The 16,193-nt window shown below is 63.2% G+C and carries 15 protein-coding genes; 7 read left to right on the top strand and 8 right to left on the bottom strand.

From position 1 onward, the window contains the following. Nucleotides 1-10: 10 nt before the first annotated feature. Nucleotides 11-1,606 (top strand): methyl-accepting chemotaxis protein, encoded by a 1,596-nt coding sequence (locus NO877_RS09975; protein WP_256396192.1) that lies wholly within the window; start codon nt 11-13, stop codon nt 1,604-1,606. Between the two features lie 37 nt (nt 1,607-1,643). Here the strand turns inward: NO877_RS09975 and NO877_RS09970 are convergent, their stop codons facing one another. Then, nucleotides 1,644-2,624 carry an alpha/beta hydrolase gene (locus NO877_RS09970; RefSeq protein WP_256396191.1) on the bottom strand — a complete coding sequence of 327 codons (981 nt, stop codon included), beginning with the start codon at nt 2,622-2,624 and terminating at the stop codon, nt 1,644-1,646. A gap of 155 nt (nt 2,625-2,779) precedes the next feature. On the opposite strand from NO877_RS09970, the gene NO877_RS09965 reads away from it, so the two are divergent. From NO877_RS09965 to NO877_RS09950, 4 genes are all read left to right on the top strand, one after another. Continuing rightward, the gene (locus NO877_RS09965) at nt 2,780-4,216 is read left to right on the top strand and encodes an NAD(P)H-hydrate dehydratase (protein ID WP_256396190.1); all 1,437 of its coding nucleotides are present in this window, start codon (nt 2,780-2,782) and stop codon (nt 4,214-4,216) included. Next, a complete protein-coding gene (gene moaC, locus NO877_RS09960) occupies nt 4,213-4,698 on the top strand; it encodes a cyclic pyranopterin monophosphate synthase MoaC (protein WP_256396189.1) in 486 nt (161 codons plus the stop codon). The genes NO877_RS09965 and moaC overlap by 4 nt, the downstream gene beginning before the upstream one ends. Before the next feature lie 212 nt (nt 4,699-4,910). Further along, nucleotides 4,911-6,071, top strand: a complete 1,161-nt coding sequence (locus NO877_RS09955) for a glutathione-independent formaldehyde dehydrogenase (protein WP_256396251.1) — start codon at nt 4,911-4,913, stop codon at nt 6,069-6,071. Nucleotides 6,072-6,403: 332 nt separating this feature from the next. After that, nucleotides 6,404-6,556: a hypothetical protein gene (locus NO877_RS09950; protein ID WP_256396188.1), complete on the top strand. Its 153-nt coding sequence runs from the start codon at nt 6,404-6,406 to the stop codon at nt 6,554-6,556. A 4-nt stretch (nt 6,557-6,560) separates the two neighbouring features. Here the strand turns inward: NO877_RS09950 and NO877_RS09945 are convergent, their stop codons facing one another. Beyond that, nucleotides 6,561-7,697, bottom strand: coding sequence for a citrate synthase/methylcitrate synthase (locus NO877_RS09945; protein WP_256396187.1), 1,137 nt, complete (start codon nt 7,695-7,697; stop codon nt 6,561-6,563). Nucleotides 7,698-7,840: 143 nt separating this feature from the next. Next, complete coding sequence (locus tag NO877_RS09940) at nt 7,841-9,010, bottom strand: CobW family GTP-binding protein (RefSeq protein ID WP_256396186.1); 1,170 nt, start codon at nt 9,008-9,010, stop codon at nt 7,841-7,843. Nucleotides 9,011-9,209: 199 nt separating this feature from the next. Between NO877_RS09940 and NO877_RS09935 the strand changes: the two genes are divergently transcribed. Together NO877_RS09935 and NO877_RS09930 are read left to right on the top strand one after the other, a co-directional pair. Continuing rightward, complete coding sequence (locus NO877_RS09935) at nt 9,210-10,277, top strand: amidohydrolase family protein (RefSeq protein WP_256396185.1); 1,068 nt, start codon at nt 9,210-9,212, stop codon at nt 10,275-10,277. Between the two features lie 2 nt (nt 10,278-10,279). Then, nucleotides 10,280-11,089, top strand: coding sequence for an iron-sulfur cluster assembly protein (locus NO877_RS09930; protein WP_256396184.1), 810 nt, complete (start codon nt 10,280-10,282; stop codon nt 11,087-11,089). A gap of 45 nt (nt 11,090-11,134) precedes the next feature. Here NO877_RS09930 and hflX read toward each other — a convergent pair whose 3' ends face one another. The 5 genes from hflX to NO877_RS09905 form a co-directional block, all read right to left on the bottom strand. Next, complete coding sequence (gene hflX, locus NO877_RS09925; protein WP_256396183.1) at nt 11,135-12,430, bottom strand: GTPase HflX; 1,296 nt, start codon at nt 12,428-12,430, stop codon at nt 11,135-11,137. A gap of 111 nt (nt 12,431-12,541) precedes the next feature. Further along, nucleotides 12,542-13,267 carry a ribosome assembly factor SBDS gene (locus tag NO877_RS09920; RefSeq protein ID WP_256396182.1) on the bottom strand — a complete coding sequence of 242 codons (726 nt, stop codon included), beginning with the start codon at nt 13,265-13,267 and terminating at the stop codon, nt 12,542-12,544. 89 nt (nt 13,268-13,356) lie between these two features. Beyond that, complete coding sequence (locus tag NO877_RS09915) at nt 13,357-13,542, bottom strand: DUF7576 family protein (protein ID WP_256396181.1); 186 nt, start codon at nt 13,540-13,542, stop codon at nt 13,357-13,359. A gap of 102 nt (nt 13,543-13,644) precedes the next feature. Next, a complete protein-coding gene (locus NO877_RS09910; RefSeq protein WP_256396180.1) occupies nt 13,645-14,913 on the bottom strand; it encodes an FAD-dependent oxidoreductase in 1,269 nt (422 codons plus the stop codon). Nucleotides 14,914-15,051: 138 nt separating this feature from the next. Next, entirely contained in the window at nt 15,052-16,176 is a 1,125-nt protein-coding gene (locus tag NO877_RS09905; protein ID WP_256396179.1) for a right-handed parallel beta-helix repeat-containing protein, read from the bottom strand. Nucleotides 16,177-16,193 lie beyond the last annotated feature (17 nt).

The raw sequence follows: 16,193 nt of genomic DNA, 5'->3' as shown, positions 1-16,193 counted from the left end.
ATTGTGCAGAATGCGTCTGAATCTGCTGCAGCGGGTACGTTCGTGGCTGTCCGGGGAGGGCACTGAGGCTCACGCTGCACGTCCTGATGGGGGACAGGTCGGGACAAAATCGAGCACTGAAGGAGTCACCATTCCCGACAACGCGGCGACTGCGGCCGACGCCGGGAGCGCCGACACCGACGACCAGGGCTTCGATGTCGACACCGACGTGTTGCTCGGCGGCATCCCACAGGCCGTCTTCGTGATCGACACCGAGGGGGAAATCACCGCCTGGAACCGGGATATGGCCGAACTCTCCGGCGTGCCTGCCGAGGAGGCGATTGGCCGGTCGGATGTCGGTATGTTGCTGTACGACCAGACGGAGAAAACGATGATCGAGCAGGTCCTCGACGCGCCCCAGACGGCCGACGAGGTCTACGGGCTGACCCTCGAAGACCGCTCGCGGTATCTCTACGCCAAGGAAGACCGACTGACCGACCACAGCGGCGACGTTTCACACTACGCACGGATCACCGTGATGCCGCTCTACGAGGACGGCGAGCTGGTCGGCGCGATGGAGATGGTCCAGGACCTCACCGACGAACGCCAGCGACAGGAGGCCACCGAGGCACTGGTCGACGAGGTCTCGGGGACGCTCCGGGCACTGCGGACCGGCAACCTCGATGCTCGGGCTTCCTTTAGCGACACCGACGCCATCGACGCCCAACTGGTCGGCGTCGTCGACGAGGTAAACGAGATGGCTGACAACCTCCAGGACGTCGTCGTTCGCGTCGACGAGCAGGCGGCGGCCCTCGGCGAGTCGGTCAAGCGGGCGGTCAGCGCCGCCGACAAGATCTCACACAACGTAGAGGAGCAAAACGAACTGTTGAGCGAGAGCGTCGGCGAGATGCAGACCTTCTCGGCGAGCATGGAGGAGGTCGCCGCCAGCGCCGAAGAGGTCGGTACGGCCGCCGAGACGGCACGGGAGGCCGCAAACGACGGCCTCGATGCCTCCGAGGACGTCCGCACCGCCACCGACGAGGTCACCCATCTCGGCGAGGATCTCGTCGAGAGCGTCACCCAACTCGGCGACCGGATGGACGACATCGAGAACGTCGTCGAGATCATCTCCGACGTGGCCGAACAGACCAATCTCCTCGCGTTGAACGCCAACATCGAGGCCGCCCGCGCCGGCGAGGACGGCGACGGCTTCGCGGTTGTCGCCGACGAGGTCAAGAACCTCGCCGACGAGACCCGCCAGTACACCGAACAGATCACCGAGAACATCGACGAACTCCAGAGCCAGACCGATTCGACCGTCGACGCCGCCGAGCAGTCCCACCAGCAGATCGAGACCGCGAGCGATCAGATTTCCGATGTGCTGACCTCCCTAGAGGAGATCGCCACCGCCATCGACCAGACCGCCGACGGGATCGCGGAGGTCTCGCGGGCGACCGACGACCAGGCGGCGACGGTCGAAGAGGTAACCACGACGCTCGAAGAGGCCCGCGAACACGCCGCCGGGACGGAGGACGCCGCCGACAACATCGTGGCGGCGACCGACGACCAGACCGACGCCATCGCCGAACTCGAATCTCGCGTCCGGACGCTGCGCGACGGCCAGTAAGTCGACTTCGCTGGTGGCGGCACCGACGACGCCCGAATCAGTTAAACGTCTCTCGGAGGGCCTCCCCGGCACGCTCACGTACCTCTTCGGCCGCCTCGATTCCCTCGAAGGGATCGGCCAGCCGCCGCATATTTGCGAAGTCGTGGATCATATCGCTGTAGTGGTGATGGTCGACGCCGATCCCTGCGTTTTCGAGAGCCTCACTGTAGGCGAACTGTTCGTCACGGAGCGGGTCGTAGCCGCAGGTGACGACAGTCGCATCCGGGAGTTGTGCAAGGATTCGTTTCGGGGCGCGGAGCGGTGAGGCCCGGAGGTTCGCACCGTCGATGTCGCTCCGGAGGTAGTGGTTCCAGAACCAGACCATCCCCCGCGCGGTGAGGAAGTAGCCGTCGGCGTTCTCCTCGTAGGAGGGTGTCTCGAAGGAGTGGTTCGTCACCGGATAGAACAGGAGTTGGTGGTCGATCTCCGGCGTTCCGACTTCCTTTTCTGCGGCCATCTGGGCGACGACCGTTGCGAGGGTACCGCCCGCGCTCTCGCCGGCGACCGCCAGCCCGTTTTCTCCGGCGATCTCGTCGGCCGTCCACTTGGTCGCGTGGTAGGCGTCTTCGACCGCGGCCGGGAACGGGTGTTCCGGCCCTTTGCGGTAGTCGACCGACACCACAGTACACTCGCCCTCGGTAGCCAGCGAGCGGGCCACCCCGTCGTGGGTCGCGAGGTTCCCGGCGACCCAGCCGCCGCCGTGGAAGTAGACCGTCGCCGGGAGGTCGGCGTCCGGTTCGGGATCGTATATACGGACCCGAATATCACGCGCCGGGGCACGGATCTTGCGTTCTTCGACCGAGTCGATCGGCTCGGGGTCGACGTCCGGTGTGAATAGGTCGCCGAGGACCGCTCGGGCCTGTTCGGGCGACAGCTGTGAGATATCCGGCGCACCCACCTCGCCGAGGGTCTCCAACAGTTCCTGTGCGTCCGGATCGAGCGTCTCCGCGCGTCGCTCGTCGGGTGGTGTCTGAGACATGACACACTGTGGTGCGGCACCGAGTTCAATAAACGCCTATTGCGGGGTTTCTGTTCGGTCGACTCGACCTGTCGACCGGCCACCCGATGCCGCTGTCGGTCAGCGGCCGCATAGCGAGCCCGTACGATTAACCGATGGGCCAGCAAAGAACAGCCATGATCAGAGCCGATCGCATGGCGGCCGTCGACGCCAACGCCGCCGCCCTCGGAATCCCTCGAAAGCAGTTGATGGAGTCCAGCGGCAACGCCGTCGCTCGCGTTGTTCGTACCGAAGTAGACCCCGGCAGTCGCATTGTTCTGGTCTGTGGCCGCGGCAACAACGGTGGCGACGCCTTCGTCGCCGCGCGATTCCTCGGCGACTACGATGTCGAAACCGCCATTTTGGGTCGACCAGCAGCCATCGGCACCGACATCGCCCGCGAGAACTGGGATGCTCTCCAGGAGGCCGACCTGCCGACAACGACCATCACCGACACCATCCACCTCGACGGGCTCGCTCTGGAGGATGCCGACTGCATCGTCGATGCCATGTTGGGAACTGGTGTCACCGGCGCGCTCCGGGAGCCCGAAGCCAGCGCCGCCCGAGCGATCAACGCCACTGATACGCCGGTCGTCTCGGTCGACGTGCCCTCCGGTGTCGATGCCGATACGGGTGATGCCGCGGGGGTGGCCGTCGACGCCGACCACGTCGTTACCTTCCACGACAGCAAACCCGGCCTCGAATCGCTCGATATCCCGGTTACGGTCGCCGATATCGGGATTCCCGAGGCGGCCGAACTGTTCGTCGGACCGGGCGACCTCCGGGGCCGCGGTCGGGCCGCCGAGAGCCACAAGGGCGACCACGGCGAACTGCTCGTTATCGGCGGCGGCCCCTACACCGGCGCACCTGCCCTTTCGGCACAGGCCGCGCTTCGGGCGGGCGCAGACCTCGTCCACGTCGCCTGCCCGGCGTCGGTCGCCGCCCAGATCCAGAGCTACAGCGAGAACCTGATCGTCCACCCCTTCGAGGGCGACCGGTTCGCTCCGAGAGCCGTCGACACCGTCGTCGATCTCGCCGCCGAGCAGGACGTCGTGATCTGCGGCCCCGGCCTCGGGAGCCACGACGAGACGCTGGCGGCCGTCGAATCGTTCCTCGAATCCTATTCGGGCCGGGCGGTCGTCGACGCCGACGCGCTGTCGGTCGTGCCGCGGGTCGAGACCGACGCTACCCTGATCTGTACGCCACACCAGGGTGAGCTTATAAAAATGGGTGGCGAGACTGACGACGATTGGGAGCGGCGCGCCGAGTTGGTCGCTGAGTTCGCCGCCGAGATCGGACAGACGCTGCTCGTGAAGGGCGCATACGACGTGATTGCCGACAGTGACGAAACACGGATCAGCCGGACCGGTAATCCCGGCATGACCGTCGGCGGCACCGGCGACGTGCTGGCGGGCGTCGTCGGCTCGCTGTTCACCGGCCGCGAGCCCCGGGACGCCGCAGCGGTCGGCGCGTATATAAACGGCCGGGCGGGCGATCTCGCCTTCGAGGAGGCGGGCTACGGTCTCGTGGCGACGGATCTCATCGAGCGGCTCCAGGAGGCGTTCGAACAATGAGTGAGGACCCCGAGGAGCTCACGCACACCGACGACGAGGGAGCAGTCCAGATGGTCGATGTCGGCGCAAAACCGGACACGAGCCGCCGAGCAGTCGCAGCGGGCGAGATCCGACTCCAGGAGTCGACGATCGACGCGATCGAAGCCGACGAACTCGGCAAAGGTGACGTGCTCGCCACCGCGCGGATCGGCGCGATCCAGGCGGTCAAACACACCTGGGAAACCATCCCGATGTGCCACCAGATCCCGATTACGAACGTCGGGACCGATTTTTCGGTCGAGGACGACCGGATCGAACTCACCGTCACGGTCGAAACCACCGGCAAAACCGGCTGTGAAATGGAGGCCCTCGAAGGTGTGACCACCGGCCTGAACGTCGTCTGGGATATGTGTAAAGCAGTCGAAAAGGACAGCGATGGGCAGTATCCCCACACTGCAATCGAGAACGTCCACGTAGTCGAGAAACGAAAACGTACGCCTTGAGTTCGCTCGCCCCCTCTCCAGTCGGGTGATCGAACCGGTCGACGCTGACTCTCTGTCCGTGTGCTATTAACTACAGCAAGAGACTACTAATCATTATACTCTTGGCCGCAGCTGTTACCACTGTCTTATTTTACAATCTTAAACACTGAAGAAAATTATTCACGACCGGCGAGCCACGGTACTAACTGCGGAGAAGGTGTTATCAAATGTCAATGCAAGCAGTCGTCTATCAGGGACCTCACGACGTCGCAATCGAGGAGGTCGACGAACCGACAATCGAACACGAAAACGACGTGATAATCGATATCACGACAACCGCGATCTGTGGCTCGGACCTCCACATGTACGAGGGCCGGACCTCCGCCGAGGAGGGAATCGTTTTCGGCCACGAGAACATGGGGACGGTCACCGAGGTCGGCGATGCGGTCAGCACGCTCGAAGCGGGCGACCGGATCGTTGCCCCGTTCAACGTCGCCTGTGGGTTCTGTAAGAACTGTGAGAACGGCAAGACGGGGTTCTGTACCAACGTCAATCCCGGCTTCGCCGGTGGGGCCTACGGCTATGTTGCGATGGGGCCGTATAAAGGTGGACAGGCCGAGAAACTTCGTGTTCCGTACGCCGACTTCAACGCGCTGAAACTGCCGGAGGGCGACGAACACGAGGATTCCTTTTCGCTGTTGGCGGATATCTTCCCGACCGGCTGGCACGGCACTCGGCTCGCAAACCTCGAACCCGGCGAATCGATCGCCATCTTCGGAGCCGGACCCGTCGGCCTGATGGCCGCCTACAGCGCCGACCTCCAGGGAGCCAGCGATATCTACGTCGTCGACCGTGTCCCCTCGCGCCTCGAACTCGCCGAAGACCACTGTAACGCGACACCGATCAACTTCGAGGAGGGCGACCCCGTCGAGCAGATCAAAGACACCCACGGCGCGATGGTCGACAAGGGCGTCGACGCCGTTGGCTACCAGGCGATCGATCCCGAAACCGATCCGAGCGACGACGCCTACGATCCGGCCCGCGAGAACCCGGCGGTCGTCCTCAACCAGCTGATCCAGGTGGTTCGACCGACTGGACAGCTCGGCATCCCCGGCCTCTATGTGCCCTCTGACCCCGGTGCGCCCGACGAGATGGCCGCACAGGGTCGGCTCGGGATCGACTTCGGGAAACTCTTCGAGAAAGGGATCAAACTGGGCACCGGCCAGTGTAACGTCAAGGATTACAACCGTGAGCTACGGGATATGATCATCTCGGGGAAGGCCGACCCGAGTTGGGTCGTCTCCCACCGCGTCGACCTCGATGAGGCTCCCGACATGTACGAGGCCTTCGACAACCGCGAAGAGGGTGTGACGAAGGTGCTGCTCGAACCCTAACTGCCGACCTCTCGCCGCCGATTTATTTATATCCTAACTGCGGAGCCACGCTGTCGGGTGGTCGCTCCGAAGGTGATTCTGATATGCCGTGACGAGTCTCCCGTACGACGATTCGATGACGGTCCACTCGCAGTGTCGACACTCCCCCGAGAGTGAATCCGTTGTATGAGTGTGGTCTATCATTGTGCCCGAATACCGGTTGTGACGACCGGCAGTCGTCTGCTACTTCGGGAGGGAGTATATTACTGTATCGGTGGTCCAGAGTGTCCTGAAACTGGATTGATTCGTTTGGCGGCACAATCGATACCAGTGTGTCCGACGTATGGCCGAGTATGTGCAAGTACTGTGCCTACAGTTTCAGCGAGGGGTGGACCGCCCTCCTGGAGTACGACGATGTCTACCAGACGGCGATCCGAACCGAGTCGGCCTCGACCCACGGCTTCCACGAGTCGTGGGACGAGCTTCGCGGCGAACTCGAAGGCTAACTCCCTACTGCCGGTCTTCGAGCGGCGTCCACGTTCGATCCCTCTCGCCGACGTAGCTCGCCCGCGGGCGAATAAGGCGGTTGTCGTCGAGCTGCTGGAGGCAGTGGGCCGTCCAGCCGCCAGCCCTCGCGATGGCGAACGTCGGCGTGAACAGCGCCTTGGGAATTCCGGCCCCGTGGAGCAACACGGCAGTGTAGAACTCGACGTTGGTCTCCAGATTCAGCCCGGGTTTGTACTCCGCAAGCAGGTCGACCGAGGCGTCTTCGACCGCCATCGCCAGCTCGAAGAACGCCGAATCACCGCCTGCCTCATAGAACGTTTCGGCCGCCGTCGAGAGCACTTCGGCGCGTGGATCACGCACCTCGTAGACCCGGTGGCCGAACCCCATTAGGCGCTCGCCGGACTCCAGCGTCTCACGAATGTAGCCTTCGACGTCACCGCTTGCCTGGATCTCCAGGAGCATATCGAGAACCGGCCCGGGCGCGCCGCCGTGGAGCGGCCCCTTCAGCGCCCCGATCGCGCCGGTGACCGCCGAATAGAGGTCGGAGTCCGTCGAGACGATCGTGCGACCGGTAAATGTCGAGGCGTTGAACCCGTGGTCGACGACCGTGTTCAGGTAGGTTTCGAGGCCGCGGACTTCCGCGGGGTCCGGCTCCTCGCCGGTCAGCATATAGAGATAGTTCGCTGCATGAGAGAGATCCTCGCGGGGAGCGACCGGCTCGTCGCCGTCGCGGAGCCGCCAGTAGGCGGCAACGATCGTCGGCAGCCGCGAGACCAACACGAGCGTGTCCCGGTGTGGCTCCTCGCCATCCATATCCAGCGACAGCGAAGCCGTGGCCATCCGCAGCGTGTCCATCGGACTCGACTCGGCAACGGCGGCTGCACGCACGACGTCCATGGTGCCCTCCGGAACTGATCGGTACTGTGCCAGCTCCGAGCTGAAATCCTCAAGTTCGGCTTCCGTCGGCAGGTCGTCGTTGTAGAGGAGAAACAGCGTTTCCTCGAAGGTCGCGTTGGTCGCAAGCTCCGACAGTGGATACCCACCGATAACGAGTTCACCCTGTTGGCCGTCGATATAGCTCAGGTTCGTTTCCCCAACAACGATATCTTCGAGCCCGCGGTGGATCTCCTCGTCAGACATGTTTCATTTTTGCCCGTTGAACGCTAATAAATCCACATAATACTCCATTGTATTTGCCGATTGGTACTCCTATCCTGCTCGCATATGCCAGTAGACGAACGAGACTCGGCGTGAGATTCGGTTGATCGGTCGAAAGCGGACGATCAGGCCTCACCGACCGACTCGATGGGGAACGGTGTCGGCCCCCACTCGTCGGCTGTCGTTCCGGGCTCCACCAGACAGTCATCGAGCGTCGACTCGATCTCCTCGCGATCCATACCGGCCCCAATAAAGACGAGCTCGGTCCGCGGCTCGTCGTCGCCCCACTCGCCGATCGGTCCGGCCTGTACTGCGGCCCCGGCTCGGTTCAGCCCGATCACGTCGTCGGTTCCGGCGACGTGACAGACGCCCTTGGCTCGAACCACACCCGCGGGCTGTTCGACGAGGCGATCGGCGAACATCTCGGGGTCGAACGGGCGGGCTCGCCGATAGACGAAGGAGTCGACCGGGTGGGCTGTGTGGTTGTAGCCAGCCTCATCGTCGTCGGCTGCGTGGTCGTGGCCCGCTTCCTCTTCGTCGGTTGCGTGGTCGTGGCTAGTCTTGCCCGTCCGCGACTCCCGAAGTGCGGTCTTCCAGCCGACCGACCGGCTGGCCGCCTCGTAGTCGAAGCGGCCGGTATCGATCACGAGCGAGGGGTCGATGTCGGCGTACTCCGTCTCCTGGATCGTCGCCCGCGGATTGAGTTCGCTCACGACGCCTGTGATCTCGTCGAGCACGTCGTCGGGCACCATATCGCACTTGTTTATTAGCAGCACGTCGCAGAACTCGACCGACTGGACGAGCACCTCGGCGAGCGGCCGTTCGGGGTCCGGTGCCTCTGAGGGGAGCGACGCGCCCGCGTCGAACTCCTTCCAGAAGCCGTAGGCATCGAGCACGGTCACCATCGTATCGAGCCGGACCGCCTCAGTTGGATCCAGTCCCTCCTCCGGCGGCTGGCTGAGCCGCCGGGCGATCGGCGTCGGCTCGGAGATCCCCGAGGCCTCGATCACCAGCGCGTCGATCTCCCGGTTCTCGGCGAGGTCGACGATCCCCTCGACCAGATCGCCCTGGAGCCGACAACAGATACACCCATTCGAGAGTTCGATGAGGCCCGTCTCGGGATTCTCGCGTTCGATCAGATCGGCGTCGACGTTGACCTCGCCCATGTCGTTGACGACGACCGCGAGTCGGGAGCCGCGGTTGTTCTCCAGGAGCCGGTTCAGCAGTGTCGTTTTGCCCGCGCCCAGCACCCCGCTGATCACCGTCACTGGGGGGCGCTCGTCGGTGGTAGTCATACCACTTCTCGACCGTCGATCCGCAAAAAGCTACAGAGCCGTCGGGATTCATGATTGTTGTTGTGGTCTCTAATTGAGTGATCATTAGAATGGTGACTGATAAATCATTTAAACAAATCGACTATTACCCCTCTCAAACTAGTTTATATAATCATTTACCGTGTGGATTATATATCATGGTCCTTAATGATTGTATGTAATGTTCACATACGAAGGCGAGGACATATTCGTGATCGATGGCCACATACACATGTGGGATGCAAGCGACGAAAACATCAAAACGGAGGGCGGCCAGCAGTTCATCGACTGTTTTTATGATTACCACACCGGATTTACCCCGGAAGACAGACAGTGGACGTTTGAAGAGTACCAGCAGTATGGTGCCGACCGGCTGACGGACGACTTCTTTGGCAACGGCGTCGTCGACATGGGTATTTTCCAGCCGACCCACCTCCAGGAGTTCTACCACGACGGGTTCAACACCTTCGACGATCTCGGGGCGATGGTCGACCGCTACCCCGAACGGTTCATCGTCAACGGCCGATTCGATCCCCGTGACGGCGAGGCGGGGCTCGAAGAGCTCGAGCGACAGAAGGAAGAACGCGACATCCTCGGCGCGAAAGTCTACACCGCAGAGTGGAAGGGCGACTCGAAGGGGTGGCGGCTCGATTCCGACGACTCCTTCGAATTCCTCCAGAAGTGTGCCGACCTCGGCATCAAAAATATCCACGCACACAAGGGGCCAACGATCCGGCCGCTCAACAAGGACGCGTTCGACGTCGGCGACGTGGATCTGGCAGCCTCTAGCTTCCCGGAGCTGAACTTCATTGTCGAGCACGTCGGGCTCCCCCGACTCGACGACTTCTGTTGGATCGCCGCCCAAGAGCCGAACGTCTACGGCGGACTGGCGGTTGCCGCGCCGATGGCGGTCAACCGACCGCGGAAGTTCGGCGAGATCATGGGCGAACTGCTGTACTGGCTCGGCGAGGATCGACTGCTGTTCGGCAGCGATTACGCGCTGTGGAACCCTGACTGGCTCGTCGAGACCTTCCTGGAGGCTGAGCTCACTGACGAACAGCAAGCCGAGTACGGCGTCGACTTCGGCCTGGAGACGAAAAAGAAGATCCTCGGCGAGAACGCGGCCGAACTGTATGATATCGACATCGAACAGAAGAAGCGCGATCTCGAAGTCGATGCCATCTCCGAGGAGTACGATCTCGCACCGATGTACAGCGACACCACCGGTGGCGCGGTCGCCGACGACTGATCATGTCGGGCTCAGAACCAACCGGCCAGCCGGGGTCGTCCGGATCAGTCACCGAGCAGTCGGTTCGCACCGCGCTCGATTCGGTGCTCGATCCCGAGCTCGATCGGTCGATCGTCGAACTGGAGTATATCGAGGAGATCACCATCGAACGGGCTCCCAGCGGCTCGGAGACGAACGTCCGGATGGCCTTTCTGCTCCCGACAGCGTGGTGTTCGCCGGCGTTCGCATGGATGATGGCGACCGACGCCAAGTCGGCGATCGAATCCATCTCGGGTGTCGACAGCGCGGAGATCGTCCTCCGTGATCACATGCACGAAACGGAAATCAACACCGGCGTCAACGAGGGACGCCCGTTCGGGGAGGCGTTCCCGGACGCCGATGGTGGGCTCGAAGCGGTCCGCGCAACGCTGGATCACAAAGCGCGGCTGGCCCGACAGTACGACGCCGTCGAAGCGCTGCTCGATGCCGGGCTCTCGCCTGCACAGATCGTCGCACTCACGCCAGCCGACCTCGACCGAGACACGGACGACGATCGAATCCACATTTACCTCGGTGACCGATCGTTCGGGGTTTCGGTCGACGCCGACCCGATCGAGGAGTATCTCGAGATGGCAACTGCCGAGGGCTGTCTCACTGGCGAGACCGACCCGCTGTTTCGGATGCCTGACGGTGACCCGATCGACGAATCCATGTTCGAACTGCTTCGGCGGCGAACCCGGTCGGCAAAGGTCAACGTCAACAGCCAAGGAACCGTCTGTGATGCGCTCAACGAGTCTCGACGGGAGATGATCGAAGGGACCGGGAGTAGATAACTGTCAACTTATTTAAACTGTAGGGGCTGCACGTCGTTGGCCCAGCTAGGTCGACTCGACGGGGTTGAGGTCGGCGGCCCTCGCACGGGCCTGCTCGACGACCGCGGGGCGAGCGTCGAACTCCAGTAGTACCTGATCGGCTTCGTAGGATTCGGTCTCGACGTGGGCGTGGTCGTGGACCCACGAGACCAGACTCATCGTCTCGTCGGCCATCGGCACCAACAGCCGCTCGTGTTTCCAGTCGGGCAGCTCGGCTTCGACCCGGCGGCGGAGCGTCTCGATGTTCTCGCCAGTCCGCCCCGAGACGGCGATCGGGTTCGGCGCGATCCCCGACAGCGCCGCCCGCTTCTCGTCGAGTTCCGCCTCCGAGAGCAGGTCGACCTTATTAAAGACGGTGAGGATCGGGGCCTCGTTGCGCTCGTGAAGGGTGTCGTGGGAGGTGACGAGCTTCTCGCGCATCTCCTGGATCGGCTCGCTGGCATCGACCACCAACAAGACGAGATCGGCCCGATACACCGATTCGAGCGTCGACTGGAAGGACTCGACCAGCCAGTGCGGAAGGTCAGAGATAAAGCCGACCGTATCGGTCAACAGCACCTCCCGGCGGTCCAACTCCGCCCGGCGCGTGGTCGTCCCGAGGGTCGTAAACAGCATGTCCTGGGATTCGGCCACCGAATCGAGATCCGGGTGTTTGTCGGCGTTCTCGTCGACGTCGAGCTCTGCGGCCAGTTGGCGCAGGAGCGTCGACTTCCCGGCGTTGGTGTAGCCCGCCAGCGCGACGAGATCGAACCCCGACTCCCGGCGTTCGGCCCGCCGTTGGGCTTCCTTGTCGGCGATCGCCTCCAACTCGTCGTTGATGTTGGCGATCTGGGCCTTGATATCCCGTTCGCGGCTCTCGTCGTACTCGCCGAGCCCCATGAAGCCGGGCCGTTCGTCGCGTTTGGCGAGGCTGGCCTTCGCGGCCGCTCGCGGGAGTTCGTACCGGAGTTCGGCGAGTTCTACTTGTAACTGGGCTTTTCGTGTCTGGGCCCGCTGGCCGAAAATGTCCAGGATGAGGGTAAACCGGTCGAGTACCTCCGTCTCCTCGGGGAGGGTCTGGCCGATGTTGAACATCTGGAAGGGGCCGACCTCGTTGTCGATAATCACGGTGTCGGCGTCGGTCCTGACGACCAGCTCGGCCAACTCCTCGACTTTGCCTTCGCCGAAACAGTAGGCGGGGTCTTCCGTGCGTGTTTGGGTGAGTTCGCCGACGACGGTGTACCCCGCCGCGGCCGCCAGATCGCGAAGCTCCGCGAGGTCGGCCGTGCCGCTTTCGACCCGTTTGGCGACGATCGCTCTCATGGCTCCTCCGGGCGAGTGGCCGCTCGTGCCGCCGAACTGGGGTTACTGCTGCGCAGTGTGAACCACGTCCATGGACGGGGTTGGCCCGCCACAGTCAAGAATCCCTCGGCGCTACCGCGTTTTGATGTCGTCTTCGTCCTTGATAATCCGGGTTTCGCCCTCGCCGCTGGTCTGTTCGTTGACGAGCTCGTAGAACTCGTTTTGCAGCCCGGCGGGGAAGGTGACCACGCCGACCCACGAGCCGTCTGCCTGCCACTCCTCGCGTTCGAGCTCCCCGTACTGCCGGATCTTCGCCTGGGCGCTCCCGGCGTACTCGGCGGGGAGATGGGCCGCGATCGTCACCTCGTCGAACCGGATTGGCAACACCGGTCGGAGGTCTTCGAGTGCCTCGTCGACCTGTGATTCGACGGGCTCCATCGGATCGATCCGGAACCCCGCCTCTTCGAGGGCGCGCTCGATCCGCTCCGGTGGGTGGGGCGCATCGTCCATCTGTGGGTTGACCGCGTTTCGCGCGATCCGGGTAATCAGTTGCTTTCGCTTCTGTTCTTGCATCTCTCGGCGCTGGTCGGCAGTGATCTGGATCTCTCCCCGTTTGATTACTTCGGGAATGATCTCCATGGGATCGGTCGTCTCGAAGACCGTCTCCAGATCGTTCTCGGCCGGGCGATCACCGCGAGAGGCGTTCTCGAAGACGTCCTCGGCGGCGATCACGTCCTCCAGCTCGCCGTCGAACTCCCCGCGTTTGATCGCCAGTGCAGCATCCGGCTCTACGAGCACCTCGAAGCGCGCGCCGTGGGATTCGAGCCGCGCGGTGACTGCGTCCTCAAGCGAAATCATACCCGGACGTAGCGTCGCCGGTGATAAAAACTCTCCCCGAACGCACCGCTACCCGGAGGCAGCTGTGGAGCCGACGCCGACATGCCCGGCTAGGCGGCCTGCCACTCGTCGCGGCACCCGTCGCTGCAGAAATGGTGGTGGACGGCCCGGCCGTCTTCGACTGCCGTGACGACCCGGTGGCTCGTCGACTGAACGATCGTCTCGCTGCACTGTTCGCATTCGGGCGCGTTGTCCTCCGTAACATCCTCGCCAATATCGGACGTGGGATCGACCATACACCACAGAGAACGGTCTCGGTATGTTAAGGTGTCTACTCGGAGTCGGGATGGCCCGCCGACCCGGAGACCGAGACGCTGTCGTGGAGGGAGCGACGCGGGTTAGTCGTCGGCTACCTGTCCGCTGCGGTCCTCGACGACATCCAGATCGGCCGGTTGGCGGGCGCTGTACTTCGCGACGAACTCGTCGAGTCGGTCGGGGTCGTCGGCTCCTGGAAGCTGTTCGGTCGCGGTGATCGACTCGCCGTCGACGCCCAGTACGTCGGCGACGTGGTCGGCGACGGCTTCGGCCATCATCCGGTAGGTCGTCAGCTTGCCGCCGACGACGCTGGCGAAGTTCTCGACGCCATCCTGCTCGTGATCCAGGAGGAAGAAGCCACGCGAGATGCCCCGCTCGTCGCCTTTCCCGGAGTCGCGGCTCCCGCGACCGGCCTCGTCGGGCGCATACAGCGGCCGGACGCCCCACCAGGTGCGGGCGATCTCCCGGCCGTCGAGCGCTGGCATCATATCGGCGCACTCCTGGAACATCTTTTCGACCTCCCACCCTTCTTCGTCGAACTCGTCGGGATCGTCGACCGCCACGCTCGTCGTCCCGAGGACGACCTGCGTCTCGTGGGGGATGATGATGTCGCCGTCGTCGGGGACCCGACAGCGGTTGACAACGGGGCCGAGCCCCTCGTAGTCGACGCCGACCATCACGCCCTTGGTCGGCTGCATTTCGACGTCGACCCCGGCCATTGCGGCACACTCCCCGGCCCACGCGCCGGTGGCGTTGACGACGTACTCTGCCTCGATGGTCTCGTTGACCTCGCCGCCGACCTCGACGCTGGAGATCACGCCGTCGCTAACGGTAATCGCCTCGACTGGTGCGTGTGTCAACACCGTCGCGCCGTGGGCTTCGGCACTGGCGGCGTTCGCGGCGACGAGCCGCGAGGGGTAGATGACGCCGTCGGGGACGACCATCGCCCGGACGACGTCTTCGGAGAGTTCGGGCACCCGATCGCGGGCCTCGTCGCCGTCGATGACCTCGGCCGGAATACCGTGTTCCTGACACCCTTCCAGTTTCGCCTCGAAGTACTCGGGATCGTCCTCCTCCAGCTGGACGAAGATTCCGCCGGTGTCACCGATACAGTGACCGCCGATCTCTCGGATGATCTGGTTTTCCTCGATGCATTCGGCCGCGCCCTCTGGGTCGGATTCGGCGTACCGCGCGCCGCTGTGGAGCAGGCCGTGAGAACGCCCTGTGGTGCCACCAGCCAGTCCATCCCGCTCGACCAGCGTGACGTCGACGCCGCGGGCGGACAGATCGCGTGCAGTTCCGACGCCGGTTCCGCCACCGCCGATAACGAGTACGGTTGTTTGGTGTGTCATGTGTTCATTCCTCGGATCACGGGACCTCCCGCACAGTCGCCGCTGTGCGTGCGGCCATCTGAGAATCCAGAGGTATGGTACAACTACACACTGAATAAACAAAAACGCACTTGTTTTTTGTACGATTATTTTTTGTGATTATCTAATCGACGGGGTGATATCCGAAGATAGAATTTCCCGTGTTCGTCTGTCGACGTCGGTTGTCGGTGGCTCACAGGACTCACCCGTACAGACTGACTCGAAGCTTTCGGGGTAGCTCAGATCGCCGGAACCCCTGATTTCGACATCCGAAACCTCCCAGTCGGCTGCGGCGTCGTCGCCCTCGTTGATCGCCTCGGAGTCGGTGTCGTTACTGATCGTCACGTTGCTGATCGTTCCGCTTCCACCTTCGGCCTCCTCGTGGATCTGGATCGGCGCCCCCGTCTCATCGTGGCGCATGATGATCTCACAGTCCTCAATCCGGATGTCATCGCCCGGATTCCGGACCCGAATCCCGCGCATATTTCGCTGCTCGGTCTCGCTTTTCGGCGCTGGGCCATCGTTGACGATGAGACAGTTCCGCACGACGCTCCCGCTGGAGCCGACCCGGATGGCTGCGATGTTGATATTGTGGGCGACACAGTTCTCGATCAGCACGCGTCCACCAGCCCCGTCGTCGTACCCCGGCGATGAGGCATAGATCCCGTTGTCCGAAAAGCTGCTGAACGAGCAGTTGCGGATGTCGACCGTCCCCGCGTGCTCACGCGGGACGTAAAACGGCCGACACTCGCTTTCGTCGACTGCGCCATCGGGGAAATCGAGCCCGTCGGCGATGATCGTCGCCCCCTCGGCGGTCTCCAGGCGGAAATGGGATTTCTCGCTGACAATCCCGTGAACCGTAAAGTTTCGAAGTTCGATGGTTCCGGCCTCCGCGCGGATGTTGTTGCGGAACGAATCGCCCGTTAGTTCGAGGTTAACGTCACCCTGCCCGATGACGGCCGCGTTCTCGGTAGCTCCTTCGAACCCTTCGCCGTCCCACTTGTAGCTCCCTGCCGGTATCTCGACGGTCGCGCCGTCGACGAAGAACTCCGTCAAGTAAGGATCGATTAGCTCGCCGGTAGTCAGTCCCTGATCCGCGAGGTCGACTGTCTCGGCTGGCGTCCGGGCTGCAGCCGACGTGCTGAGGCCTCCAGCGGCTACGAGGCCGCCAACGAGGCTGAGGTAGGATCGTCGACTACGGCCCGGTGACGTCTCGGGACTGTCTCCCATCTGGTCTGAAACCATACTCGATGGCAGACTGT

Origin of the sequence: Halohasta litorea (assembly GCF_024494645.1) — an archaeon.
Taxonomy (GTDB): Archaea; Halobacteriota; Halobacteria; order Halobacteriales; family Haloferacaceae; genus Halohasta; species Halohasta litorea.
The sequence above is the reverse complement of the archived record's forward strand: the minus strand, read 5'-3'. Positions and strand labels throughout refer to the sequence as shown.

Coding starts and splice junctions, on each gene's coding strand:
- NO877_RS09975 (WP_256396192.1), top strand. CDS start 11: ATGCGTCTGAATCTGCTGCAGCGGGTACGTTCGTGGCTGTCCGGGGAG.
- NO877_RS09970 (WP_256396191.1), bottom strand. CDS start 2,624: ATGTCTCAGACACCACCCGACGAGCGACGCGCGGAGACGCTCGATCCG.
- NO877_RS09965 (WP_256396190.1), top strand. CDS start 2,780: ATGATCAGAGCCGATCGCATGGCGGCCGTCGACGCCAACGCCGCCGCC.
- moaC (WP_256396189.1), top strand. CDS start 4,213: ATGAGTGAGGACCCCGAGGAGCTCACGCACACCGACGACGAGGGAGCA.
- NO877_RS09955 (WP_256396251.1), top strand. CDS start 4,911: ATGCAAGCAGTCGTCTATCAGGGACCTCACGACGTCGCAATCGAGGAG.
- NO877_RS09950 (WP_256396188.1), top strand. CDS start 6,404: ATGTGCAAGTACTGTGCCTACAGTTTCAGCGAGGGGTGGACCGCCCTC.
- NO877_RS09945 (WP_256396187.1), bottom strand. CDS start 7,697: ATGTCTGACGAGGAGATCCACCGCGGGCTCGAAGATATCGTTGTTGGG.
- NO877_RS09940 (WP_256396186.1), bottom strand. CDS start 9,010: ATGACTACCACCGACGAGCGCCCCCCAGTGACGGTGATCAGCGGGGTG.
- NO877_RS09935 (WP_256396185.1), top strand. CDS start 9,210: ATGTTCACATACGAAGGCGAGGACATATTCGTGATCGATGGCCACATA.
- NO877_RS09930 (WP_256396184.1), top strand. CDS start 10,280: ATGTCGGGCTCAGAACCAACCGGCCAGCCGGGGTCGTCCGGATCAGTC.
- hflX (WP_256396183.1), bottom strand. CDS start 12,430: ATGAGAGCGATCGTCGCCAAACGGGTCGAAAGCGGCACGGCCGACCTC.
- NO877_RS09920 (WP_256396182.1), bottom strand. CDS start 13,267: ATGATTTCGCTTGAGGACGCAGTCACCGCGCGGCTCGAATCCCACGGC.
- NO877_RS09915 (WP_256396181.1), bottom strand. CDS start 13,542: ATGGTCGATCCCACGTCCGATATTGGCGAGGATGTTACGGAGGACAAC.
- NO877_RS09910 (WP_256396180.1), bottom strand. CDS start 14,913: ATGACACACCAAACAACCGTACTCGTTATCGGCGGTGGCGGAACCGGC.
- NO877_RS09905 (WP_256396179.1), bottom strand. CDS start 16,176: ATGGTTTCAGACCAGATGGGAGACAGTCCCGAGACGTCACCGGGCCGT.